The organism is Phaeobacter sp. HF9A (assembly GCF_011806385.1).
Taxonomy (GTDB): Bacteria; Pseudomonadota; Alphaproteobacteria; order Rhodobacterales; family Rhodobacteraceae; genus Epibacterium.
The window spans coordinates 1-24,161 of sequence record NZ_JAATOX010000014.1; the positions used below are offsets into that span (position 1 = coordinate 1).

Here is a 24,161-nt window from a genome sequence, read left to right on the forward strand (position 1 = left end):
AATGGATCTTGCATCGGGCCGCAGATTTTCCACCACTCCTGCGTCACCGGGTCCGCAGCGATCGCGGCGGAATCGGCATCAAAATCCTGTCCGGTGTATTCCCAGTAGCTGAACATCAGCATCTCGGGTTCGCGCAGGAAGATGGAGTAATTGGTGATGTTGGATTGCCGCAGACGCGCCAGAACCTCGGGCCAGACATCTTCGTGCAAACGCTTGTAAGCCGCGACATTCTCCGCGCGCAGCCCGATCACATGCCCCATTCGTTGCATTCTCAGTTCTCCCCTCAAAGCGACAGATCGTAGACGCGGATCGCAGTTTGCGAAAACAGCGCATCGCGTTCATGCGCGCTCAGGTCTCGGGCCAGGCTTTGCGCCGCAGAAAGCCAGCCCGGGTAGTCGCCCGCCAGCTCCAGCACGGGCCAGTCGCTCCCCCACATCAGCCGATCAGCGCCAAAGCACTCCAGCACATGATCGAACACCGGGCGCAGTGTCTCGGCGGACCATCCGGGACCATATTCGTTGGCCAGCCCCGACAGTTTGCAGCTGATCTGCGGGTGGGCGGCAAGGCGTCGCATGCCCTCTCGCCACTTCGCACCGGGATCGCCATCCGTGAACGCGGGCTTTGCGCAGTGATCAACGATAATCGACAGTTCCGGCACCCGTTGTGCCAAGGCCGCGATCACGGGCAGATGGCGCGGCGTTACCAGCGCGTCCAACCTCAGCCCGGCGCGCGCGACCTGTTTCAGCCCCGCGATCACATCATCGCGCAACACCCATTCGGTCGCGTCAATGTCCTGCAACATCGGACGAATCCCCCGCAACAGCGGGTGCGACAGGCGCGCAAGCTGTGCGGGCACATCGGCCGTCAGGTCGATCCAGCCGACAACCCCTTTGATCAAGGGGGACTCTGCGGCCAGGCCCAGCAGAAATTCGCTTTCCGCCACCGTCGGCGCCGCCTGCACGACAACGGTGCCGGTCACGCCAGCTTTCGCCGCAAGGGGGGCGAGGTCAGGGGGCAGGATATCCCGACGGATGGCCGCCACACTGTCGTTCATCCAGGAATAATCCCCGCGATTGATCCGCCAGAAATGTTGATGAGCATCTATGATCACGGTTTTTCTCTTGCATGGGAGTTGGTTCTAAATAATAACAAACCAAAATATGACGACCGTCAATGGAAAACTCCATCCGGGTCTGGCAGGATCGAGGCGCAGAAAACGCCCGCAAACTGCCGCCAGTCCGACCGGCCTTTGATGCGAGCAGAGATTTTCGCCACAGGAGATGACAGGGATGAAAACGCGACAGATTGGCCAGACCGGCCTCAGGGTAACGGAAGTCGCCTTTGGCTGTGCCAGCATCGGCAATCTGTACCGCGCCGTCAGTGATGCTGATGTCGAGGCGGTGCTGGAGCGTGCCTGGGATGCCGGGATCCGCTACTTTGACACCGCGCCGCACTATGGGCGTGGCCTGTCGGAACAGCGGCTCAAGCCATTTCTGGCCACGCGACCAGAGGCCAAGGTCTCTACCAAGGTTGGTCGCGTGCTCTCTCCCGCCGCTCACCCGATCCCCGAGGCCGATAGCTACGTCAACCCAGCACAAAACGATGTGCGCTATGACTATTCCGGTGACGGCATCGAGGAAAGCCTGGAGCAAAGCTGTGATCGCCTTGGTCGATGCGGCATCGACATCGTCTATGTCCATGACATTGGCGCATACACCCACGGCGAGGCCGGAAACAAACCTCATATGGAGGCCCTTCTTGGCTCCGGTTACGAGCGGCTGGTCCGCTTGAAAGAGCAAGGCCGCATCAAAGCCTTTGGCTTGGGCGTCAACGAATGCGAGGTCTGTCTGGACGTGATGAAACAGGCCGGCCCCATCGACGTGATTTTGCTGGCGGGCCGCCTGACGCTGCTGGATCGCTCTGCGGAAGCAGAGCTGGTGCCCGCCTGTCAGGCCGCGGGAACCAGCCTGGTGCTGGGGGGCATTTTCAATTCCGGCATTCTCGCGACCGGCCCCGTTGAGGGCGCAACCTATGACTATGGCCCCGCCCCAAAAGAGGTTCTGGACCGGGTGCGCGATCTGCAAGATCAGGCGGCGGGCTACGGCCTCCCGCTTGCCACCGCAGCGCTGCATTTTGCGATACGCCACCCCTCGGCAGCCTCGGTCCTGCTTGGCACGGCAAAGCCGTCGTCACTGACGCGAAATCTGGATGCGCTGAGCCACCCCTTGCCAGCAGACGCCGCAGATATGTTGCGCTAAGCGCGGCGCAGATTACCCCAAGTCGTGGTGGCGCAGCGACGACAGAAGCGTCGTCTTGGAGGTACGCAGATGGCGTTGTGCTGCGTCTCGGGCGGCCTCGCCATCGCGCGCCTCCAGCGCATCTATGATCTTCAGATGCTCGTCGATCGCGGCAGCATTGCGGCCCTTTTCCTCGGTCTTGTCCCACATGTAGTGGTAGTGAAAAATCAGCGAAATCACCTTTTGGAATTCTGCGATAAAGCGGTTTTTCACAACAGAATTGATGGTTTGATGAAAGCGCTCATCCAGTTTTGAGAACTCGTGGAAATCCGTGTCGATTGCCGCCTTCAGCGCCAGGTGGTCTTGCCGCAACTCAGCGAGTGCGTCCCAAACCGGATGATCAACGGGTGCCTCGGCGACCTGCATCACCGCATTGGATTCCAGCACGGAACGGAAATCCGACAACTCAATTGCGTATTCCTTGGTGAAGCCAAGCAGCATCCAGCCTCCCTTCGGACGACGGCTGACCAGCCCGAAACGGCTCAAACCGGCCAGAAACTCCTTCAGGTCATATTGCGGCACATCAAAGGTACGCGACAACTCCGCCACCGAGAGCGGCGTGTTCGCCGGGACATCGAATTTCAGCACCCAACCCAAAAACCGCTGCTCCAGATCCCGCGTCGGCTGGCTGGCCTCCGGCATCGCAATGCGATCCTCGACACGCGGCCTGCGCAACAGGCGCTTTTCACGCCCTTCCCAGGAGATAACATTCTGTTCTTTCAGACGGCTCAGGCAGCGGCGGACCACGGTTCGGCTCACGCCGACCATCTCAGCCAATTGCATTTCCGACGGGATCTCTCCCTCCAGCGGCAGGGTTTCGCAATGCATCAGAAGCTGGTTATAGGCTTCTCTGAACCTCGTATCGCTGCGCGCCATCTGCTCTGCCCTTGCTGCCCCGCTACGGGGATTAAATGTATTTGTACGAAATTATAAAAAACCGTTGACAAGAATCAACCCCTGACCGCTTATGTATTAAATAATAAAAAGCCAAATACGCGAGGAGGCGTATGTCACAAGCACTCAAACCCGCAGCGACCGGCGGCGCAAAGCCTTTTGCACAGTTGATGCCCGACGCCGCCAAGATGCATCGGCTCTCTGCCCTGTTGACACTGCTCCTGCTGATCGTCGGGTTCTCGATCGCAAGTCAGGCCTTCTTTTCGGTGAACAATGCGCTGACCGTGCTGTTGCAAACCTCGGTCATCGGGCTGTTGGGCATCGGCATGACGATGGTCATTATCACTGGCGGGATCGACCTGTCCGTGGGCTCGGTTCTGGCGCTTTCGGGTGTCGCCACCGCGATGAGCATCAAGGCCGGGTTCCCGGTGGCCCCCGCCATGGCCTTTGGCGTTGCGGTCGGCGCCGTTTGCGGTGCGATCAACGGTTTGATCGTCACCCGTCTGAAAATCCCGCCCTTTGTCGCAACCCTTGGCATGATGCTGATGGCGCGGGGCTTAGCCCTGCAACTCACGGGTGCGGCGCCGATTTCCCGCCTGGGCGAGGCCTTTGGCCTGCTTGGAAATGGCGCGCTGTTCCGGGTGGTCGAGATGCAGGACAACGGGTTTCCCAAGGTTGTGTTTCCCGGCATTCCCTACCCCGCGATCCTGCTGCTGCTGGTGGCCATCGCCGCCGCCTATATGCTGCGCCGTCGCCAGATTGGACGCCATATCTACGCCACCGGATCGCATGAGGAGGCCGCGCGCCTGTCGGGCGTTCGTGTCGATCAGATCAAGCTCTACGCCTATGTCATGTCCGGGGCGCTCGCCGGGCTGGCCGGGAACGTGCTGATGTCGCGTCTGGTCACCGCCCAGCCCAGCGAAGGCGTGATGTATGAGCTCGACGCCATCGCGGCTGCGGTGATCGGCGGCGCGTCGCTGTCGGGCGGGGTCGGGACCGTGTCGGGCACCATGATCGGCGCCTTTATCATCGGCATCCTGCGCAACGGGCTCAATATGGCCGGGGTATCGGCCTTTATCCAACAGATCGTCATTGGCGCCGTGGTGATTGGCGCAGTCTGGATCGACCAGATCCGCAATCGCCGCTGACGTCCAGCCCCATTCGGCGACGCAGGAGGGCGCCGCCGAATATATCAAAAATACCAATATCTTAGCAGAGGAGGAATAAGATGAGGTCCCTAAAACTTGGTATGTTTGCATCCGCAATCGCCCTGTCCGCCGGCATGGCGCAGGCAGGCGAGATTGCCGTCATCGTAAAAACCACCAGCTCCAACTTCTGGCAAAACGTCAACAAGGGCGCCGAAGCCGCCATTGCGGGCCAGTCCGAGCACAGCTTCACCTTTGATGGTCCCGCAACCGAAAGCGCGGTCGCCGATCAGGTCAACATGGTGGAAAACGCCATCAACCGCGGCGTGTCCGGCATCGTTCTGGCACCATCCGACCCCGAAGCGCTCGCACCGGCGGTAAAGCGAGCCTATGAGAGCGCGATCCCGGTTGTGATCATCGACAGCGCGCTTGCTGACAGCGCCAAGGGCACCTACCAGGCGTTCCTGTCCACCGACAACTGCGCCGCTGGCGAAGAAGTCGCCAAGCGTATGATCGACGAGGCCGGCACCGAGGGCAAAGTCGCGGTGATGTCCTATGTCGCGGGTGTTGGCTCGGAAATCGGCCGGGTTGGCTGTTTCTCGGACTATCTCGCCGAGCATTCCGATCTGGAAATCGTCGGCCCCTACTACTCCCAGAGCCAAATGGCGCTGGCCCTGAACCAGACCACCGATATTCTGGCCTCGAACCCGGATCTGGTGGGTATCTTTGGCGCCAATGAACCGACCGCCGTCGGCATGGGCCGCGCGATCATGCAGGCCGGCAAGGCCGGCCAACTGGTGGCGCTCGGCTTTGACGGCAACGAGGACTTGCAGCAATTCGTCCGCGATGGGCTGATGGCGGCCACCGCCGTCCAGGGCTCTTTTGCGATGGGCGAGATGGGCGTCAACACCATCATCGACATCCTCAATGGCGAGAAGGTCGAATCCTTCATCAACACCGGTGTGGTGCTGGTCGATCAAGAGAACATCGACTCCGATAAAGCGCAGAACGTGCTCTATTAATTTCCTCCCGGAGGGGGCGCCCTGGTGGTGCCCCCTCCCCCAAGACACTCCCCGTCAGAAAGGCAGCCCATGTCGCAAACCCCTCTGGTCGAGATGATCGGCATCGAGAAACATTTTGGCGGTGTTCGCGCCGTTGATCATGTCTCGCTGGACCTTTACCCCGGCGAGGTTGTTGGCGTTCTGGGGCACAATGGCGCCGGGAAATCCTGTTTGATGCGTATTCTCGCAGGCGCCATGACACCCAACGAAGGCGAAATCCGGGTCAATGGCACTCCGGTTCGTTTTGACGATCCCAATGATGCGCGCGACGCCGGGATCGAGACGATTTATCAAACGCTGGCGCTGGCGGATCATCTTGACGCCCCCTCCAACCTATTTCTGGGACGTGAGCTGAAGACCCGCTTTGGCAACCTTGATGACGCCCGCATGCTAAAGGCCGCCCGCGAGGTGCTGGCCCGGCTCAACCCGAATTTCAAGAACCTGTCGGACCCGGTCTCTTCGCTCTCTGGCGGTCAGCGACAGGTGATTGCCATCGCCCGCGCCATCTATTTCGACACCAAAGTGCTGATCATGGACGAGCCCACCGCGGCGCTCGGCCCCTCGGAAACCGCCATGGTGGCGGATCTCATTCGCCAGTTGCAATCCGAAGGGATCGGCATCCTGCTGGTGAGCCACGACATGCATGACGTGTTTGATCTGTGCAATCGGGTGGTGGTGATGAACAAGGGCCGCCTAGTCGGCGCCCATACCATCGAGGAAGTCAACAAGGACGACGTCCTGAGCCTGATCGTCAAGGGAGAGCTGCCCGCCGACTGGTCCGCCCGCAATCTGGAGGCGGCGCAATGACCAGCAGCGTACAGGAGACCATGGCCTGCGGCGTCTGCTTGGAACCCGGCCGGTTCGCCATTGAATCCCGGCCAAAGCCACAAAGCGCGCCCGACGGCTGGCGACTGGTCGATATTGCCGCCATCGGCATTTGCGGAACCGACTATCATATCTTTGAGGGCAAGCATCCGTTTCTGAACTACCCCCGCGTCATCGGGCATGAGCTCTCCGGTTATCTGGCGGATGGTCCCGACAAGGGCGATCTGGTGGTTGTGAACCCCTATCTGTCCTGCGGAAAATGCCGCGCATGTCAGCGCGGCAAACCCAATTGCTGTAGCGATATCGCGGTGCTTGGCGTGCACAAGGACGGCGGCATGTGTGCCCGGATCGCCGTGCCGGAACAGAACCTCTACACGGTGGCGGGCCTGACGCCCGTACAGGCCGCGATGGTGGAGTTTCTGGCGATTGGCGCTCATGCGGTGGCGCGCTCGGACTGCGGACCGGGCGACCGGGTTTTGGTTACCGGCGCGGGCCCCATTGGCCTTGGCACCGCGCTCTTTGCCCGCCTCACCGGCGCCGATGTGCATCTGATGGACCTCAGCGCCCGGCGTCTGGCGCTTGCGTCAGAGCTGTTTGATTTCACCAAGACCCACCAGCCCGGACAGGACATCCTGCACGGGGAACTGAGCGAGGGGTTTGACGTGGTGTTTGATGCCACCGGCAACGCCAAGGCGATCGAGGCCGGATTTCCGCTGGTGGCCCATGGCGGCACCACGGTGCTGGTGAGCGTGGTGAAAGAGACCATCACATTTACAGATTCTGAATTCCACAAACGAGAGGCCCGCATCATCGGCAGCCGCAACGCGCTGAAGGCGGATTTTGACCGCGTTGTCCAAGCGATCCGCGACGGGCATATCCCGACCGATGCCATCGCCTCTGCCATTCTCCCCCTCGACGAACTCCCGGGCCGTTTCAGGGAATTGACCCATAGCCGCGACCACCTCATCAAGGTGCTCGTGACACCATGAAAGACCTCGCATGACCGACCAGCCCTTTGCACTCTGCCTGCATGATGCGGACAACGTCTATGTCGCCCTGCGCAATATCCCCGAAGGGACCGCGCTGCCGAATGGCGTCGAGGCGCAAGAGACCATCCCCTCGGGGCACAAGGTCGCGCTAAAGCCTATTCCGGCGGGCGCGGCGGTCCTGAAATACGGGCAGATCATCGGTGCGGCCAATGCCGAGATCGCCCCCGGTGCGCATGTGCATGTGCATAACCTCGGCATGGGCGCACATAAGCAGGACTATAGTTTTGCAGCCGCAGCGACCCCCTTGCAGCCTGCACAGACCGTGGCGGAGTTCATGGGCTTTCATCGCCCCTCGGGTCGGGTTGGAACCCGCAACTACATCGGCATTCTGACCTCGGTGAATTGTGCTGGCTCCGTCGCCCGCTTTATCGCCGAGGCTGCCGAGCGCAGCGATCTGCTCAAGGACTTCCCGAATGTGGACGGTATCGTGCCGATCGTGCATGGCACCGGCTGCGGCATGTCCGGCAAGGGCGAAGGCTATGAGACCCTGTTCCGTACCCTTGCAGGCTATGGCCATAACGCCAATTTTGGCGCAATCCTGATGGTTGGGCTGGGTTGCGAGGTCATGCAGATCCCCGACCTGATCGACCGCAAGGCGCTAAAGGACAGCGCCCGGTTTCGCTATATGACCATCCAGCAGCAAGGCGGCACCCGGGCCACCGTCGACAAGGGGCTCGCGATCCTGCGCGATCTGGCGGTTGAGGCGGATAAAGCGGTTCGAACCCCCGCCTCTGCCGCGCATTTGGTGCTGGGCATGCAATGCGGTGGCTCGGACGGCTATTCCGGCATTACCGCCAACCCGGCGCTTGGGGTGGCTTCCGACCTGCTGGTGCGCCATGGCGGCACCTCGATCCTGTCGGAAACATCCGAGATTTACGGCGCCGAGCACCTGCTGACGCGGCGGGCGGTCGATGTGGAAACCGGCCAGAAGATCGTCGACCTGATCGACTGGTGGGAGGATTACACCGCCCGCAACTTTGGCGAGATGGACAACAACCCCTCGCCCGGCAACAAACGTGGTGGTTTGACGACCATTCTGGAAAAATCGCTCGGCGCGGTGGCCAAGGGCGGCAGCGCGCCGCTGGCCGGCGTCTATAAATTCGCCGAGCCCATCGACCGGGCCGGTTTTGTCTTTATGGACAGCCCCGGCTATGACCCCTGTTCGGTCACCGGGCAGGTCGCCTCGGGCGCCAATCTCATCGCCTTCACCACCGGGCGCGGCAGTGTATCGGGCTATCAGCCGGTGCCCTCCATCAAACTCGCCTCGAACCCGGATCTCTGGTCGCGTATGAAACCGGATATGGATGTAAACTGTGGCGATATCCTGGACGGCGTCAGCCTGGAGGACAAGGGCCAGGAGATTTTCGACCTGCTCTTGCGCGTCGCCTCGGGTGAGCAAACAAAGAGCGAAGCTCAGGGATTTGGTGCGGTGGAATTCGTGCCTTGGCAAATTGGCGCGGTGATGTGATCGCCGCGCGCATGGAGGAAGAGAATGACAACTGATCTAACGGGCCAGCGGGTCCTGATCACCGCCGCCGCGCAGGGCATCGGTCGCGCCAGCGCCGAAGCCTTTCAGCGCGCGGGCGCGCAGGTTCTGGCCACCGATATCAATGCGGCGGGCCTCAGCGGGCTGGAGGGATGCGAAACCGCAGTTCTTGATGTGCTCGATGCCGCCTCGGTTGCCAAAGTCTGCGAGGATTTCGGCGCCATTGATGTGCTGTTCAACTGTGCCGGGGTGGTGCATGGCGGCACCGTGCTGGAGTGTGGCGACGACGAGATGGACTTTGCCTATGACCTGAACGTCAAGGCAATGGTGCGCATGATCCGCGCCGTCCTGCCCGGCATGCTGGACCGCAAATCCGGCACAATCATCAACATGTCCTCGGTTGCCTCTTCGGTCAAAGGCGTGCCCAATCGCTTTGTCTATGGCACCACAAAGGCCGCCGTAATTGGCCTCACCAAGGCCGTCGCCGCCGATTATGTCACCCAGGGCATTCGCTGCAATGCGATCTGTCCAGGCACCGTGCAATCTCCCTCGCTCGACGAGCGGCTGGCCGCCACCGGCGACTATGACGCCGCGCGTGCCGCCTTTATTGCGCGTCAACCCATGGGCCGCATCGCCGAAGCCAGCGAGATCGCGGATCTTGCCGTTCATCTTGCCTCTGCCACCTACACGACAGGCCAGGCCTATTGTATTGATGGTGGCTGGAGCCTCTGACCAACAGGAAAGACACTTATGAAACTGCTACGCTATGGTGCCCCGGGCGCTGAAAAACCTGGTCTCATGCATTCCGATGGAACCCTGCGCGACCTCTCCGGCGTGATTGACGATCTCTCCGGCGCCAACCTGTCGCCCGAGGCACTCGCCAAACTGGCCGACACCGACGCCAGCACCCTGCCGGTGGTCGAAGGCAACCCGCGCCTTGGCCCGCCCATCGCCAACACCGGGAAATTCATCTGTATCGGCCTGAACTACGCCGACCACGCTGCCGAAAGCGGCATGGATGTGCCGCCGGAACCGGTGATCTTCATGAAGGCGACCTCTGCCATCTGCGGCCCCAATGACCCGATCATCATCCCGCGCGGCTCCGAGAAAACGGACTGGGAAGTTGAACTGGCCGTGATCATCGGCAAACCCGCCAAATATGTCTCCGAGGAAGAGGCGATGGACTATGTCGCCGGGTATACCGTGACCAATGACGTCTCGGAACGGGCCTTTCAGGCAGAGCGCGCCGGTCAGTGGACCAAGGGCAAGAGCTGCGACAACTTTGGCCAGATTGGCCCCTGGCTGGTCACCAAGGACGAGGTCGCCGATCCGCAAAACCTCGCCATGTGGCTGACGGTCAACGGTGAGACGATGCAAAACGGCTCCTCCAAAACCATGGTCTACGGTGTGGCCCATCTGGTGCACTACCTCAGCCAGTTCATGACCCTGCATCCGGGAGATGTGATCTCCACCGGCACCCCTCCGGGTGTTGGGCTCGGCATGAAGCCGCCGCGCTACCTAAAAGCAGGTGACGTCGTGGAACTCGGCATTGAAGGGCTCGGCCAGCAACGCCAGGATGTTGTCGCCGACTGAAACTTGACAGGCGCCCAATGACCTCAAACGCCTCGCTGCCCCGAGCGGCGGGGCGTTTGATTATTCTTGGCCAAGGCCCGGCTGACGCAAGAAGAGAGCCGGTCACGGCAGCAGAGTGGTCGGATCCGCAATCGGCAAGAGCCGTTTTGTCGCGCCATAGCCCAATTCGACCAATTGTTCAGCGGGATCATCACTGGCCCGCCCGTCCGAGGTCTCGAACCCTTTGACCCGACCGGTATCAATGGATTTCATGGCCTCGACCGCCAGACCGAAATGGTGCCCGTCCTTTTGCAGCACCAGAATACCGGCATCTGCCCCAAACTGTCCGACACCATAACCGCGACGCTGCGCACAATCATAGACTGGCATCAGGCGATCCCGGTGTGACAGGTTCACCAGGTGACCGTCAAAATCGGCATCCTGCACCGCAGCGGGCAACCTCATGATTTCACTGACAGCCTCGATCGGCACCGCAAATTCTCCGCCTGCGCTGATCGTCAGATAGCGATTGGAGCGCGACACAGTCCCTGCATGCATCTGCTCCGACGAGAGGTCGCGTCGCAATTGCCGCTGGGTCTTTGGGTCCATCTTTCCATGTGGCGACGTTCCCTTGCGGTGAGAGGCCTCCGCCATCATCCGCAGATCGGGATCTGCGCAGCAAGCAGCCACGTCGATCACGAAGCACTGCTCCCCGTGTTCGTCGATATGCACCCCGGAGAACAGATGCCGGCAATAGGTCACGCTGGGTGGAAAATCATGGATCGCATCCGCCTCGATGTTCATGACGCTGCTCACGTGGTCCACGTTGAACGCCAGCGCATGATCGTCGGGATACTCCAAAATGATCCCTGCGGAGTGCTGTGGACGAAGCCCGGGAGAGGGAAACCCTAGATTGGCAAGCGTATCGAGCATGGGCATTTCCATACCGTGGCGCTCAATCAATCCCAGACAGCTCCCCCCCGCCACAGGCCAGGGTTCCAGCACGCAGGTTGGAACGGTCGAAGAAATATCTTTCATCGCAACGAGGAAGTTCAGCTCGCCCACCCGGAAACGGATGTAAGGGTCGCGCCGTATCTTGGCCCGTCTCCGCGCGGTTTCAGAAATCTCGTCGGACGGGGCGAGCGGGACACGCAGCAACTCCGCCACCGAGAGCATCGAAAAATGCCCGTTAGTATCGCAGATATAGCCGCCACATATCAGCCCATCCTGATCCTCCGCGATATTCTGGCGCCACATATCGCCCAGCTGCAACAGGCAGCGGACGGAATCCACCAACAACCCGGCAACCCTGCCGCCGTCTCGCACCACGACGATCACGCCGCCCGCGCCATCCTCTTCCGCAGGCCCCGCCTGTAGGTCAGAAACGTCTGCCCCCAAACGGCGGTGCAGGCTTTGGACCGGAATAACCTTGCCCCGCAGGATCACTCCCCCCAGCAGATCGGGGTGCTGGCTTGGCAGGCGCTGAAACGTCGCCGGGGCCGGAATAACCTCTCTGACGCTGCTGATCGGAATCGCAAAGAGCATCCCGCCGATCTCGACCACGCCAACGATCATTTCCGCGAGATCTTTGGCACCGGTGTGATGTGGATCTTCGTACTCTTCCCTCACAGGATCATGCCACCTTTGGCTCGTCGGACAGGGCGCCAATCAGCTCCACGACCTGTTTAGATGCCGAAAGCTGATTTTGCGCGGCGCTGGAGATCTGATCGACCGTTTCGCCGGTTTGCGTCACACTCTCGGCAATGCGGGCAAACGCGTCCCGTGCAGCGAGCGAGCGGGTCGTGCCCTGATCCACACGCACCTCGGATTCGGCGATCAACCGCGAAATTTTCTGCGCCGCCTCGGAGCTGCGCTCGGCCAGTTTACGCACCTCTTCAGCCACCACCGAGAAACCCACACCATGTTCTCCGGCACGAGCTGCCTCGATCGCCGCATTGAAGGCCAGAAGATTGGTCTGATTGGCAATTTCGCCAATGACTTTCACGATCTCGGAAATTTCACCAGATGACCGCTGCATCAATTCGATCGTATCAATGGTATGGTTCAGGGCTTCGATACCCTGATTGGCGTTTTGCTGGGTGTCATTGGCCTTGCTGCGGGCCTCGCTGCTGGCGAAAGAGATGTCTGAAATCGCCTCGCTCAACGAATCCACCACGCGGGTCATTTCCGCCGCCTTTTCGCAGATCACCTTTTCACGGGCCACTTGTTCGGTCACGTCAGACGCATATTTGATCACGCCAATGGGATCGCCATGCAGGTCAACCAAGGGCGCGTAGGTGGCCTGGATGTGAACATCGCGCCCGAATTTCCCAACCCTGTGATAGCGGCCGGATTGATATTCCCCGCGGTTCAACGCCAGCCAAAAATCACGATAGGCCTGCGATTTCAAATGGTCGGCCGTACAGAACATCGCGTGGTGTTGGCCGATGATTTCGCGCAGCGAGTAGCCCATCACGCTCAGGAAGTTTTCGTTGGCCGCCACCACATTTCCATCCAGATCGAACTGCACAACGGCCTGGCTGCGATCAATTGCTTGCATCTTGTTGGTGGCATCGACTGCCTTTTCCTTCGCGGCGGTCACATCCGTGGCATACTTCACCACTTTCACCGGCTTGCCGCGCAAATCAAAAATCGGATTGTAAGTCGCCTGGATCCAAACATCCTTGCCGTCATGGCCGATCCGGCGATACTCTCCGGCAGCGAAGTCGCCCCGCTGCAATTGCGCCCAAAAGTCGCGATAGGCCTCGCTGGCAGCATAGTCGGGGTCACAGAACATCCGGTGGTGCTGGCCGATCACCTCTTTGGCATCGTACTCCATCAGGGCAAGGAAATTTTCGTTTGCCGCCAGAACAATACCATCCAAGTCCAGTTCTACCACTGCCTGGCTACGGCTGACAGCATTCAGCTTCGCCTCGGCTTCGACCGCTTGTTCGCGCGTTTCTGTCAGATCATTGGCGAACTTGACGATCTTGATCGGCTTGCCGTCCGGATCAAACACCGGATTATAGGTCGCCTGAAGCCAGAGATCGGTACCATCCTTGCGCAGGCGCTGATAAATGCCACTGGCATATTCCCCCACACTCAAGCTGCGCCAAAAGGCGAGGTAGCGTCGGCTTTCAACTTCCTCTTTCGCGCAGAAAATCCGGTGATGCTGACCAATGATCTCCTCTTCGTTATAGCCGGTCAGTTCCAGGAAGATCTCATTGGCCCGCAGTACATAGCCCTCCAGGTCGAATTCGATCACCGCCTGGCTGCGATTTGCCGCTTCCAGCCGGGCTTCCATCTCGGCGCGTTCCTGATGGCCCTCGCTGACATCGGTGGCGAATTTCACAATCTTCAACAGTGAACCATCCGGGCCATAGACCGGATTATAGGTGGCCTGCACCCAGACCGGCTTGCCATCCTTGCGCAGGCGACGGAATTCGCCCCGCTCGTAGTCTCCGGCGGCAAGTTTGCTCCAAAAATTGGTGTAGCCTGCGCTCTTGGCGGTGTCCGGGTCGCAGAACATCCGATGGTGGCGTCCGACAACCTCTTGCCGGGTATAGCCCATGAGTTCGAGGAAATTTGCATTCGCGTCCAAGACCGTTCCGTCGAGGTCAAATTCCACCACAGCGTTGTGATGGCTCAGCGCGTCGAGTTTGCTCGCGCTGTCGGCCGATTGGAGTTTGCTCTGCGTGACATCCATCGCGTATTCGACAATGCGCACCGCTTTGCCTTCGCGATCAAAAATCGGATTGAACGCCGCCCGCACCCAGATCTGATTCCCTTTGCGCCCGACACGCTGGTATTCGCCTTCAACGCCATGTCCCTCGCACAGCTGGTCCCAGATCTGTTGATACCCACCCGGTTTATCCTGGGTCTTTGGCCACAAGATACTGTGGTGCGCCCCGATCAGTTCGCCTTTCTTGAACCCTGTCAGGGCGCAGAAATTGTCGTTCACCCGCATGATGGTGCCGTCGACATCATATTCTGCGATCGCCTGCGCGCGTTCGATCGCCGCAACGTAGCCAAGAATCGCCTCGTCGGGCTTCACGATGCCGCCGGTCAGGAAGAGATGATCATCCTGTGATTTCTGAATGATTCCAAAAAATTGCGATGATGTGGGCGTATCCTCCAGGCGCACCCGGAACGGCGCGCTGCCCTGACCAACCGCGGTCGAGTTCAGATCCCGGCGCAAACAGGGCTGATCGACCACAAGATCCGTCAGGGTGCTGGCCTCGGGGGTGCGCAGACGTGCAAATTCCTCGCGTGCGTTTTCACTTGCAGCCACCACCTCAAGCGTATCGGGATGGATCTTGAGAATGATCGCATGGCTCATCAGCGCCTCGCCAGCGCCTTTCAGGTCGATCTCTTCGAATTTTTTGACCATATGCCTCATTCCCTGTTTCTAAACGCCTTTTGACGTTGGGGCCTTAAATAAAGTTGCGGAGATTACTGCACGCTCGCCTTTAAGAAGCGGTAAAGTCCGGCCGGCAGATCAAAAATTTCTGGTGAATTGAGGGTGCAAATTTGCCCGATGTCCCGTATCAGGACGCATGCGAAGGACGGCACCGATCCGACAGGTTGCGTGGCGTTCGACGAGCCCGATTTGCCCGACCCGGAGACCAAGATGAGCCGCTTTCCCCAGACCGATAGCCGTCTCGCCGCCCTGCGCGCACGGATGGCCGAGACCAAGACCGATCTGGTTGCGCTTGGCCCCTCCAGCCATATGGCCTGGCTATCCGGCGTGCATCCTCATGGCGACGAGCGCCCGGTCCTGCTGCTGGTCAGCCAGAGCTATGCCGGTTTTCTGATGCCAGCCCTGAACGCCGCTGCCGCAGGGGCAGAGACCGATCTGCCCTTTCACCCCTGGCGCGATGAAGAGGGCCCCGACGCGGCCCTCGCGGCGCTGATCAACGCCTGCGAGGCGACCGGGCCGGAGCTATCCGTGGTGCTGGATGAAACCATGCGCGCCGATTTTGCGCTGCGCTTGCTGGACGCGCTGGATCAACCGCGCCGCCGCTTCACCGACGACACCATCGCCGCCTTGCGCGCGGTCAAGGACGAAGACGAGTTCCGGGCCATCAAGGCGGCCCATCTGATCAACGACCGCGCCGTGCAGGCCGCGATTGACGCCCTGCGCCCCGGCCTCACTGAGCTGGAACTGGTCGAGATCATCAAATCCGCCTATGCCAAGGAGGGCGCTGCATTGGAGTTCTGCTCCATATGCTTTGGCGCCTCCAGCGCCTTTCCGCACCATTACCCCGGTGACACCAAGCTGGAACCCGGCATGGCGGTCCTGATCGACACCGGCTGCCGTGTGGACGGTTACCCGTCGGACATGACCCGCTCCGGGTTCTTTGGCAGCGCTAATGCGACCTATACCGAGGTCTTCGCGGTGGTCGAACGCGCGATTGCCGCCGCGCTGGCGACCGCAAAACCAGGTGTTCGCGCCTCGGATGTGGACAAGGCGGCCCGGGATGTCATCACCGCGGCGGGCTATGGCGAGTATTTCCTGCATCGCACCGGACATGGGCTCGGCATTGATATCCACGAACCACCCTATATCGCGGCCAATTCCGATGTGGTTCTGGCCGAGGGCAATGTGTTCTCGATCGAACCCGGCATCTACCTCGCCGGTCAATTCGGCGTGCGGCTGGAGGAAATCGTCATCCTGCGAGAGACTGGCGCCGAGATTTTCTCGGAAATGCCCCGCGACATGTTCACGGTCGAGGCCTGAGGCGCGCGATTGGTGCGGGGTCGCAGGCGGCGCGGCGTTCAGTCGGCCTCTGGCCTGCGCGCGGTGATCGCATAGCGGTGCTCGACGCGCCGAAGCAGCGACTTGCGCCACCCCAATTGCGCCGCCTGCGCGCGGTGGATCGGGCGCAGGTTGGTGTCGATCTGCACATCTTCAAACCCGGCCTCTTGTAGCAGGGCCGCAACCGCATCGGCCTGCGCGCCGCCCGAGAAATGCACCCGGGACAGGATGCCCTGATGCTGCTTGACCCTCTCGCTGACCGCCGTCGGGGCCGAAAAGCGGGCAAAGAGCCGCGCCATCCAGGTCTTGGACACAAAATCACCGTCCACCAGCAACAGCTGCCCACCCGGCGCAAGCAGACGATGCCATTCTGCAAAGGCCGCGGCAGGGTCCACCAAGGTCCAGACCAGATGTCGGGTCACGATGACGTCGACGCTGGCATTCGGCAACATTGTCCGCTCCGCATCCGCCTGATGAAAGGTCACATCCGGCAGCTTCGCCCGCGCCCGCTCCAGCATCGCCTCCGACCAGTCCAAGCCGGTGACAGCAAAGCCAAGCCGCTTGCACAGCCGCGAGATTTCCCCGGTGCCTGAGGCAAGATCCAACAACCTGCGCCCCTCCGCCGGACCAAGGTGGCGGCGAAAGAGATGTTCCCAGGCGGCCATCTCGGCCCCGTCTGCGATGCGATGCCCCGGATCATTGTCGAACCCGGCGGCCCGCATCGACCAATAGTCCCGGATATCATCCCGCAGATCGCGATTGGACCCTGTGACAGATTGCATGAACGTGACCTCCGATATGGACGGGGCGATGTCTGACGAAACCTAGTGATTTTGTCAACTTATATGATTGACTATAATACTCGGAATTAATAGGGGATGGGCATTCTCACCTAACCAAGGACAGCATCATGCCCCTTCGTTCCCTGTTCAGCGCCGCAGCGCTGACCGTCATCTCAGCCAGCCTCGTGCAAGCCGATCCCCTCACACTGACCGACATCACCGGTCGCGAGGTCACCGTCGACGCACCGGTCGAGCGGGTGATCCTGGGCGAAGGTCGGCAGATCTTCTTTGCCGCCGTCCTGGACCGGGATGACCCGTTTCACCGCGTCGTTGGCTGGCGCGATGATTTTCGCGAAGCCTCGCCCGAGAGTTACGACGCCTATGCGGAAAAATTCCCGGAGCTGACCGATATTCCGACTTTTGGCGGTTTCAAGGACGGCAGCTTTGACATCGAACAGGCGGTCTCGCTGAGCCCGGATGTGATCATCCTGAACCTGGAGGCCAAGGCCGCCACGGACGAGGCCAACTACGAGGAAAAGCTGGCAAAGGTCGGCATTCCGATCGTCTACGTGGACTTCCGCGAAAAGCCCTTTGAGCACACCCAAAAGTCGATGGAAATCATTGGCGAACTCTTTGGCAAGGAAGATCGCGCCGAAGAATTCAACGCCTTTTACGCCGAACAGCTGGCCCGCGTCACCGATGTGATTGACGCGCAGGACGACCTGAAACGCCCGCTGACCTTTGTCGAGCGCGCAGGCGGCTATTCTGAAGATTGCTGCATGTCCTTCGGCCATGGCAACTTCGGCACCTTTGTAGAACTCGCTGGCGGCGAGAACATGGCCAACCCCTTCATCCCAGGCACCTTCGGCACCGTCAATGCCGAGCAAATCATCGCCTCTGACCCCGATCAGATCGTGGTGACCGGCGGCAATTGGGATGCCTATGTTCCCGGCGGCAACTGGATCGGCGTCGGCCCCGGCTCGGACGAGGCGGTTGCGACTCAAAAGCTCGCCGCCTTGATGGAACGGCCCGCCTTTACCGGTGTGAAAGCCGTCAAGGAGAACGAGGTCCACGCGATCTGGCACCAGTTCTACAACAATCCCTACAGCTTTATCGCGGTGCAGCGTCTGGCCACCTGGTTGCACCCGGAACTGTTCCCAGACCTCGACCCCGAGGAGACGCTGAAGGAGCTGCATGCGCGCTTCCTGCCGGTGGAGTATCGCCCCGGCTACTGGGTATCGCTGAAATAACAACAAGCAAGGCGGCCTTTGGGCCGCCTTTGCGGAGGACGACCAATGAGCACCAGCCTGACTTCCAATCCCCCCCACACCGCATCGCACGCCATGGCCTACCGTGGTCTTGTGGCCCGCAGACTCGCAATTCTTCTGGGTCTGACCGGATTGCTGGTGCTGTCGGTTGCCGTCGATGTCTCGCTCGGCCCGGCCCGCTATGCGGTGTCCGATGTGTTGAAAACAATCTTTGCCCCCGCCAGTGTCGAGCTGCAAATGCGCGTTGTGGTCTGGGACATTCGCATGCCCATGGCGCTTCTGGCGGTCACCGTCGGGGCGAGCCTGTCACTGGCCGGGGCCCAGATGCAAACCATCCTCGCCAACCCTCTGGCCAGCCCCTTCACACTCGGTCTCTCGGCAGCGGCGAGTTTTGGGGCCGCTTTGGCGATGGTGCTGGGCATTGCGATCTTTCCCGCCGCCGTGTCGCTGATGGTGCCCATCAATGCCTTTGCCATGGCGATGATGGCGTCGCTGCTGATCTTTGGCCTGTCCACATTACGGGGCGTGACGGTAGAGACCATTGTTCTTCTGGGGATCGCGCTGGTCTTTACCTTCAACGCCGCGCTGGCCTTGCTCCAGTATTTCGCCTCTGAACAGGCGCTTTCGGCGGTGGTGTTCTGGACCATGGGCAGCCTGACCAAGGCGACCTGGGGCAAGGTGGCCATCACTGCCGCGATCCTCGTCATCTGCACGCCGCTGTTTGCCCGCCGCGCCTGGGCGCTGACCGCGATCCGGCTGGGCGAAACCCGCGCCGCCGCCATGGGGGTCCGGGTCAAACGCCTGCGACTGGAAGCCCTGATCCTGGTCTGCCTGCTTGCGGCTGTGCCGGTGTCCTTTGTCGGCACGATTGGTTTCATCGGCATTGTGGGGCCGCATGTGGCCCGCTTGCTGCTGGGCGAGGATCAGCGGTTTTTCCTGCCCGGCGCGATGCTTTCGGGGGCGGTGATCCTCTCGGCCACCTCTGTGCTGTCCAAGGCGCTGCTACCCGGTGCCGTGCTTCCCATCGGCATTATCACCGCATTGGTCGGGGTGCCCTTCTTCGCCGCCCTGATCCTGACAAAAGGACGCAAATCATGGTAACGCTTGAGCTGGACCACGTCGGCGCGCGCTATGGGCGCCGCGAAATCCTGTCAGACGCCAGCACCCCGCCGATCCAGGGCGGCGTGCTGACCGCGCTGGTCGGGGCCAATGCGGCCGGCAAATCCACCCTATTCCGCCGCATCGCGGGGCAATTGTCAGGCCCCGGAACGGTGCGCCTCGCAGGCGCTGACAAGAGCGATCTGCGCTACATGCCACAGGACACCGCGATGACCGCAGCGCTGACGGTGTATGAATCCATCATCCTGTCCCTGAAACAGGGCGCCGGCGGCTGGCGGCTTTCGCCACAGGAGCTGGAAGCGGTGGATACCGTGCTGCACCGCTTTGGCATATCGCATCTGGCGGATCGGCAATTGCCGGAACTCTCCGGCGGTCAGCGACAGGCGGTCTCGATCGCCCAGACGCTGGTCACCGGTCCGCGCGCCGTCTTGATGGACGAACCGACCTCGGCGCTGGACCTCTACCGCCAATACGAGGTGCTGGACGCGCTCAGCGCCTATGCGCGTGACACCGGGGCCGTTATCCTTCTGGCACTGCACGATCTGAACCAGGTCATGCGCTGCTGCACGACCACCATGGCCCTGGCCGAGGGGCGCATCCTGGCTACCGGTCCCACACTGGAGGTGCTGACACCGGCCCTGATCCGGCAGCTCTACGGAATTGACAGCCGGGTGGAGCGTTGCTCGCGGGGCTGCCCGATGATGATCGTGGACGGCCCGTCGATGGCGGCAGCGGCAGAATAGGGAACGCGCCCAAAAGAAGCAGAAACGGTATAGCAGCGCCTTGCTGCTATGCCCCTCCGGTCGTTTCAGGGAAGCGGTTCCTTGTGGAATTTGCAAAGGCCACAAGCGACAGCATCACCGGGACCTCGACCAGCACGCCAACCACGGTGGCCAGCGCCGCGCCGGAATTGAGGCCAAACAGGCTGATGGCCACGGCCACGGCGAGCTCGAAGAAGTTCGACGTGCCGATCATGGCGCAGGGGGCGGCGATCCGATGCGGCACCCGCAACACGAAGGCGGCGCCATAGGCCAGCGCAAAGATGCCATAGCTCTGGATCAGGATCGGCACCGCGATCAGGCCGATCACCATGGGCCGCGCCAGAATGACCTCGCCCTGAAGCCCAAACAGGATCGCAACCGTCGCCACCAGCCCGATCATCGACAGGGGTTTGATGCGCGCGGCGAAGGCGTCTATGGCCTCTGGCCGCGCCAGTATGCGACGCGTCACCAGCCCGGCCAGCAAGGGCAGCACAACATAGAGCAAGGTCGCCAGCACCAGCGTCTCCCACGGCACCGCGATATCCGTCACCCCGAGCAAAAAGGCCACGATCGGCGCAAAGGCCACCACCATGATCAGATCGTTCACCGAAACCTGCACCAGCGTATAGGTGGCATCGCCGCGGGTGAGCTGCGACCAGACAAACACCATCGCCGTGCAGGGCGCCGCCCCCAGCAGGATCAGCCCGGCGACATATTGCGCCGCGTCCTGAGGCGAGATCAGCGGCGCAAAGAGATGCTCGAAGAACAGAACCGCCAGCAGCGCCATGCTGAAGGGCTTGATCAACCAGTTCACCACCAATGTCACCAGCAACCCTTTTGGCTGCCGCGCGACCCCGGCGACCGCGCCAAAATCCACGTTGACCATCATCGGATAGACCATTGCCCAGATCAGCACCGCCACCACCAGGTTGATCGAGGCGACCTCGGCGGCCGCCACCGCCTGCACCAGTCCCGGCGCGACCGCACCGATGCCGATGCCCGCCAGCATCGCCAGCGCCACCCAGAGGGTCAGAAAACGTTCAAAGCTGCTCATGCTGTGGCCTCATGTGTGTGTTCTCCGCTCAGGCGCCCGGAGGTCAGCGCCGCCAATGCAACCATCACCGTGGCGGCGCCCAGGACAAGAGGCAAGCCGCCAATCTGATAGGTGAGCCCCGAGAGCAGCGTGCCCAGCAAGCGCCCCGCCGCATTGGCCATATAGTAAAACCCGACATCCATCGTCACCCGCTCCGCCTTTGTGAAGGCAAGGATCAGATAGGAATGCAGCGCCGAATTGATCGCAAATAGCGCGCCAAAGCACAGCAGGCCCAGCACCAGCGTCACCGTCAACCACGGCGCGGGTCCCGACGCCACCAGCACTGCCCCCGTCAGCGCGGCGGGAACCAGCGCGAGCATGCCCGCCCAGCGCCGCGCCGCGCCGATCAGCTCCGCCTCCGGGCGCTTGCCCGCCCGCAGGATCTTGGGCGCGCTGGCCTGCACTGCGCCGTACATGATCACCCAGATCGCCATGAAGCTGCCGATCAGAAAGAAGGCCGCGCGATTGCCGTCCTCGCTGCCATCCGACAGCACCGCGTAGAAATAGATCGGGATGCCCACCACGAACCAGACGTCGCGCGCGCCAAACAGGAACACCCGCGCCGCCGACAGCCAGTTGACGTTGGATGATTTGGAAAACACCTCGGAGAACTTGGCCCCCTTGCGCCCCTTGGGTAGCCCGGCGGGCATCAGCAGCGACACCGCTGCCAGGATCACCGCCAGCACCAGCGCCATGATCAGCACCGACCAGACAAAGCCCAGGGTCGCCAGCAGCCCCGCGCCCAGAAGAAAGCCCAGCCCTTTTACGGCGTTTTTTGATCCGGTCAGCACCGCGACCCAGCGAAACAGGCCGCCGTCCTCGCTCGGGGCCAGCAGCTTGACGGCAGATTTCGACGACATCTTCGCCAGATCCTTGGCCACGCCGCTTGCCCCCTGCACGATCATGACAAAGGCCACCGATGTGCCAATCGCCCAGGCCGGGTCCAGTTGCGTCAGCGCCAGAAGCGCGCCAACCTGAAGCGCCAAGCCGGCATAGAGCGTCGATGTCAGGCCAAACCTCGCCGCGATCCAACCCGCGGCAAGGTTGGTGCCCATACCAGCGATCTCGTAGAGGACAAAGAGATAGGCCAGCTGCACCGGAGAAAACCCCAGCGTGTGAAAATGCAGCAGGACCAGCATCCTGAGCGCCCCATCGGTGAGCATGAAGGCCCAATAGGCCGCCGTCACCGCGATATAGGCCGCAAGGCCCTCGGGCTTCTGGTTCACAGCGAGGCCCCGACCATCAGGGCGACATCTACCAGCCGATGCGCATAGCCTATTTCATTGTCATACCAGGCGTAGATCTTCACTTGCGTGCCGTTCACCACCATGGTGGAGGGCGCATCAATGATCGAAGAGCGGCTGTCGTTGGTATAGTCCGCCGAGACCAACGGGCGTTCCTCATAGCCCAGGATGCCCTTCAGCGCGCCCTCGGCTGCTGCCTTGAAGAAGCCGTTGACCTCCTCTGCCGTGGTTGCCCGCTCCACCTCGAACACACAGTCGGTGAGCGAGGCATTCAGCAACGGCACCCGCACCGCGTGGCCGTTCAGGCGGCCTTTGAGCTCGGGATAGATCAGCGTGATCGCGGTGGCGGAGCCGGTGGTGGTCGGGATCAGCGAATTCAGCGCCGAACGCGCACGTCGCAGATCCTTGGCCGGACGGTCCACGATGGTCTGGGTATTGGTCACGTCGTGGATGGTGGTCATCGACCCGTGTTTGATACCGAGATTTTCGTGAATAACCTTGACCACCGGCGCCAGACAGTTGGTCGTGCAGGAGGCCGCCGTGACAATGCGGTGCTGGGCCGGGTCGTAAGTCTCGGCGTTCACACCACAAACGATATTGGCGGTCGGCCCGTCTTTGACAGGCGCGGAGACCACAACCTTTTTCACGCCCGCATCAAAATAGGGCGCGAGCCTGGCCTCGGTCTTGAACACGCCGGTGCAGTCGATCACCACATCCACGCCTGCCAGCGGCAAGGCCGAGAGATCCCGCACGCCGAGGAAGGGCAAATGAGTGCCGTTGATGGTGACGCTCTCCGCGTCATGCGCGAAACTCGCGTCCCATCGCCCATGCACGGTGTCAAACTCCAACAGATGCGCATGCATCTCCGGGTCGCCAACGGCGTCATTGATCCAGGCAATATTGGCGCCACTCTCCAGAAGCGGTTTCAGCGCCAGCTTGCCCATGCGGCCAAGGCCATTCAATGCGTAGGTTGTCATGCGGTTTCCTCAGTCATGTTGCGGCCAATCTCGTCGATGGCGGTTTGCAGGGCGATGCGATCCAGGCTGGCCACGGGCAGCGCCGCGAAGGCTTCGATTCGCTGCTTGAGCGCCCCATAGGCCTGCTGGAACGCGAGGCTTTTTTCGGCGTCGGTTCCCTCGGCGCGGACCGGGTCAGGCATGCCCCAATGGCCGCTGACCGGCTGGCCTCGCCATGCGGGGCAATCCTCGTTGGCCGCCTGATTGCAGACGGTAAAGACAAAATCCATCTCCACCGCACCCGGCCCGGAAAACTCGCTCAGGTTCTTGGCCCGCAACCCGGAGATATCATGCCCCTTGTCGCGCAACAGCTTCAGCGCAAAGGGATTCAGCTCCGAATGAGGCTTTGTCCCCGCCGAATAGACCGTGAAGCGGTCCCCCGCATGCTGGCGCAGGATAGCCTCGGCAAAGATCGACCGGGCGGAATTCCCGGTGCAGATAAACAGAACATTATAGCTGCGGTCAGACATTGGACGCACTCCTGTGCTCAAAGGAAGGCAAAGATCTGGTCGGCCAAGGCAACAGTCAGAGAACAGGGATCCAAACATCTGTCGCACATTTGCCATGTGAATGGAGTAAAGTAGCGATGTCCCGTCGCGTTCCTGCGTCACCAGCCCGACGCGGTGCAATGCCGCCAGATAGCTGGACATGGTGCTGGACTTGATGCCAAGCGCCGAGGCCAGCTCCCCCGCCGGCACGCGATCCGGGAACCGGCGCATCAGCAGGCAGAACACAGACAATCGCTGCGGGTGACCAAGGGTGGTCAGTTGATCGGGAATCGTTTTTTCCAT

The 24,161-nt window shown here is 61.3% G+C and carries 22 protein-coding genes; 12 read left to right on the forward strand and 10 right to left on the reverse strand.

Annotated features, from left to right (window positions below):
- A partial coding sequence (locus tag HCZ87_RS04215) for an L-rhamnose mutarotase (RefSeq protein ID WP_167642525.1) occupies positions 1 to 269 on the reverse strand: 269 nt, incomplete at its 3' end.
- Between the two features lie 14 nt (positions 270 to 283).
- Positions 284 to 1,111, reverse strand: a complete 828-nt coding sequence (locus tag HCZ87_RS04220; RefSeq protein ID WP_167642526.1) for an amidohydrolase family protein — start codon at positions 1,109 to 1,111, stop codon at positions 284 to 286.
- Between the two features lie 178 nt (positions 1,112 to 1,289).
- Between HCZ87_RS04220 and HCZ87_RS04225 the strand changes: the two genes are divergently transcribed.
- Complete coding sequence (locus tag HCZ87_RS04225; RefSeq protein ID WP_167642527.1) at positions 1,290 to 2,258, forward strand: aldo/keto reductase; 969 nt, start codon at positions 1,290 to 1,292, stop codon at positions 2,256 to 2,258.
- Between the two features lie 12 nt (positions 2,259 to 2,270).
- Here HCZ87_RS04225 and HCZ87_RS04230 read toward each other — a convergent pair whose 3' ends face one another.
- Positions 2,271 to 3,173 (reverse strand): GntR family transcriptional regulator, encoded by a 903-nt coding sequence (locus HCZ87_RS04230; RefSeq protein WP_167642528.1) that lies wholly within the window; start codon positions 3,171 to 3,173, stop codon positions 2,271 to 2,273.
- A gap of 131 nt (positions 3,174 to 3,304) precedes the next feature.
- Between HCZ87_RS04230 and HCZ87_RS04235 the strand changes: the two genes are divergently transcribed.
- From HCZ87_RS04235 to HCZ87_RS04265, 7 genes are all read left to right on the forward strand, one after another.
- Positions 3,305 to 4,339, forward strand: a complete 1,035-nt coding sequence (locus HCZ87_RS04235; protein WP_217701936.1) for an ABC transporter permease — start codon at positions 3,305 to 3,307, stop codon at positions 4,337 to 4,339.
- An 80-nt stretch (positions 4,340 to 4,419) separates the two neighbouring features.
- Positions 4,420 to 5,358 (forward strand): ABC transporter substrate-binding protein, encoded by a 939-nt coding sequence (locus HCZ87_RS04240; protein ID WP_167642529.1) that lies wholly within the window; start codon positions 4,420 to 4,422, stop codon positions 5,356 to 5,358.
- Positions 5,359 to 5,427: 69 nt separating this feature from the next.
- Positions 5,428 to 6,204 carry an ATP-binding cassette domain-containing protein gene (locus tag HCZ87_RS04245; RefSeq protein ID WP_167642530.1) on the forward strand — a complete coding sequence of 259 codons (777 nt, stop codon included), beginning with the start codon at positions 5,428 to 5,430 and terminating at the stop codon, positions 6,202 to 6,204.
- Positions 6,201 to 7,211: a zinc-binding alcohol dehydrogenase family protein gene (locus HCZ87_RS04250; protein WP_217701937.1), complete on the forward strand. Its 1,011-nt coding sequence runs from the start codon at positions 6,201 to 6,203 to the stop codon at positions 7,209 to 7,211. Before HCZ87_RS04245 ends, HCZ87_RS04250 begins: the two co-directional genes overlap by 4 nt.
- 10 nt (positions 7,212 to 7,221) lie before the next feature.
- Entirely contained in the window at positions 7,222 to 8,739 is a 1,518-nt protein-coding gene (locus tag HCZ87_RS04255; RefSeq protein WP_167642531.1) for a UxaA family hydrolase, read from the forward strand.
- A 24-nt stretch (positions 8,740 to 8,763) separates the two neighbouring features.
- Positions 8,764 to 9,489 carry an SDR family oxidoreductase gene (locus tag HCZ87_RS04260; RefSeq protein ID WP_167642532.1) on the forward strand — a complete coding sequence of 242 codons (726 nt, stop codon included), beginning with the start codon at positions 8,764 to 8,766 and terminating at the stop codon, positions 9,487 to 9,489.
- Between the two features lie 18 nt (positions 9,490 to 9,507).
- Entirely contained in the window at positions 9,508 to 10,350 is an 843-nt protein-coding gene (locus HCZ87_RS04265; RefSeq protein ID WP_167642533.1) for a fumarylacetoacetate hydrolase family protein, read from the forward strand.
- Positions 10,351 to 10,452: 102 nt separating this feature from the next.
- On the opposite strand, the gene HCZ87_RS04270 is transcribed toward HCZ87_RS04265, so the two are convergent.
- Entirely contained in the window at positions 10,453 to 11,958 is a 1,506-nt protein-coding gene (locus tag HCZ87_RS04270) for a chemotaxis protein CheW (protein WP_167642534.1), read from the reverse strand.
- 4 nt (positions 11,959 to 11,962) lie between these two features.
- Positions 11,963 to 14,719: a PAS domain S-box protein gene (locus tag HCZ87_RS04275; RefSeq protein ID WP_217701938.1), complete on the reverse strand. Its 2,757-nt coding sequence runs from the start codon at positions 14,717 to 14,719 to the stop codon at positions 11,963 to 11,965.
- Between the two features lie 240 nt (positions 14,720 to 14,959).
- Between HCZ87_RS04275 and HCZ87_RS04280 the strand changes: the two genes are divergently transcribed.
- Positions 14,960 to 16,069: a Xaa-Pro peptidase family protein gene (locus HCZ87_RS04280; protein WP_167642571.1), complete on the forward strand. Its 1,110-nt coding sequence runs from the start codon at positions 14,960 to 14,962 to the stop codon at positions 16,067 to 16,069.
- Between the two features lie 38 nt (positions 16,070 to 16,107).
- Here HCZ87_RS04280 and HCZ87_RS04285 read toward each other — a convergent pair whose 3' ends face one another.
- Positions 16,108 to 16,869, reverse strand: a complete 762-nt coding sequence (locus HCZ87_RS04285; RefSeq protein ID WP_167642535.1) for a class I SAM-dependent methyltransferase — start codon at positions 16,867 to 16,869, stop codon at positions 16,108 to 16,110.
- A gap of 128 nt (positions 16,870 to 16,997) precedes the next feature.
- On the opposite strand from HCZ87_RS04285, the gene HCZ87_RS04290 reads away from it, so the two are divergent.
- Genes HCZ87_RS04290 through HCZ87_RS04300 form a run of 3 tightly spaced genes read left to right on the forward strand, consistent with a single transcriptional unit; the run spans position 16,998 to position 19,999 of the window.
- Positions 16,998 to 18,119, forward strand: coding sequence for an ABC transporter substrate-binding protein (locus tag HCZ87_RS04290; RefSeq protein WP_167642536.1), 1,122 nt, complete (start codon positions 16,998 to 17,000; stop codon positions 18,117 to 18,119).
- Between the two features lie 45 nt (positions 18,120 to 18,164).
- Complete coding sequence (locus tag HCZ87_RS04295; RefSeq protein ID WP_175582148.1) at positions 18,165 to 19,238, forward strand: iron ABC transporter permease; 1,074 nt, start codon at positions 18,165 to 18,167, stop codon at positions 19,236 to 19,238.
- Positions 19,232 to 19,999, forward strand: coding sequence for an ABC transporter ATP-binding protein (locus HCZ87_RS04300; protein ID WP_167642537.1), 768 nt, complete (start codon positions 19,232 to 19,234; stop codon positions 19,997 to 19,999). Before HCZ87_RS04295 ends, HCZ87_RS04300 begins: the two co-directional genes overlap by 7 nt.
- Before the next feature lie 46 nt (positions 20,000 to 20,045).
- Here the strand turns inward: HCZ87_RS04300 and arsB are convergent, their stop codons facing one another.
- The 4 genes from arsB to HCZ87_RS04320 are packed head-to-tail and all read right to left on the reverse strand — an operon-like array spanning position 20,046 to position 24,161.
- Positions 20,046 to 21,071 (reverse strand): ACR3 family arsenite efflux transporter, encoded by a 1,026-nt coding sequence (gene arsB, locus HCZ87_RS04305; protein ID WP_167642538.1) that lies wholly within the window; start codon positions 21,069 to 21,071, stop codon positions 20,046 to 20,048.
- Positions 21,068 to 22,336, reverse strand: a complete 1,269-nt coding sequence (gene arsJ / locus HCZ87_RS04310; RefSeq protein ID WP_167642539.1) for an organoarsenical effux MFS transporter ArsJ — start codon at positions 22,334 to 22,336, stop codon at positions 21,068 to 21,070. The genes arsB and arsJ overlap by 4 nt, the downstream gene beginning before the upstream one ends.
- Entirely contained in the window at positions 22,333 to 23,331 is a 999-nt protein-coding gene (locus HCZ87_RS04315) for an ArsJ-associated glyceraldehyde-3-phosphate dehydrogenase (protein WP_167642540.1), read from the reverse strand. The genes arsJ and HCZ87_RS04315 overlap by 4 nt, the downstream gene beginning before the upstream one ends.
- On the reverse strand, positions 23,328 to 24,161 hold the full coding sequence (locus HCZ87_RS04320) for a helix-turn-helix domain-containing protein (protein ID WP_167642541.1): 834 nt from the start codon (positions 24,159 to 24,161) through the stop codon (positions 23,328 to 23,330). Before HCZ87_RS04320 ends, HCZ87_RS04315 begins: the two co-directional genes overlap by 4 nt.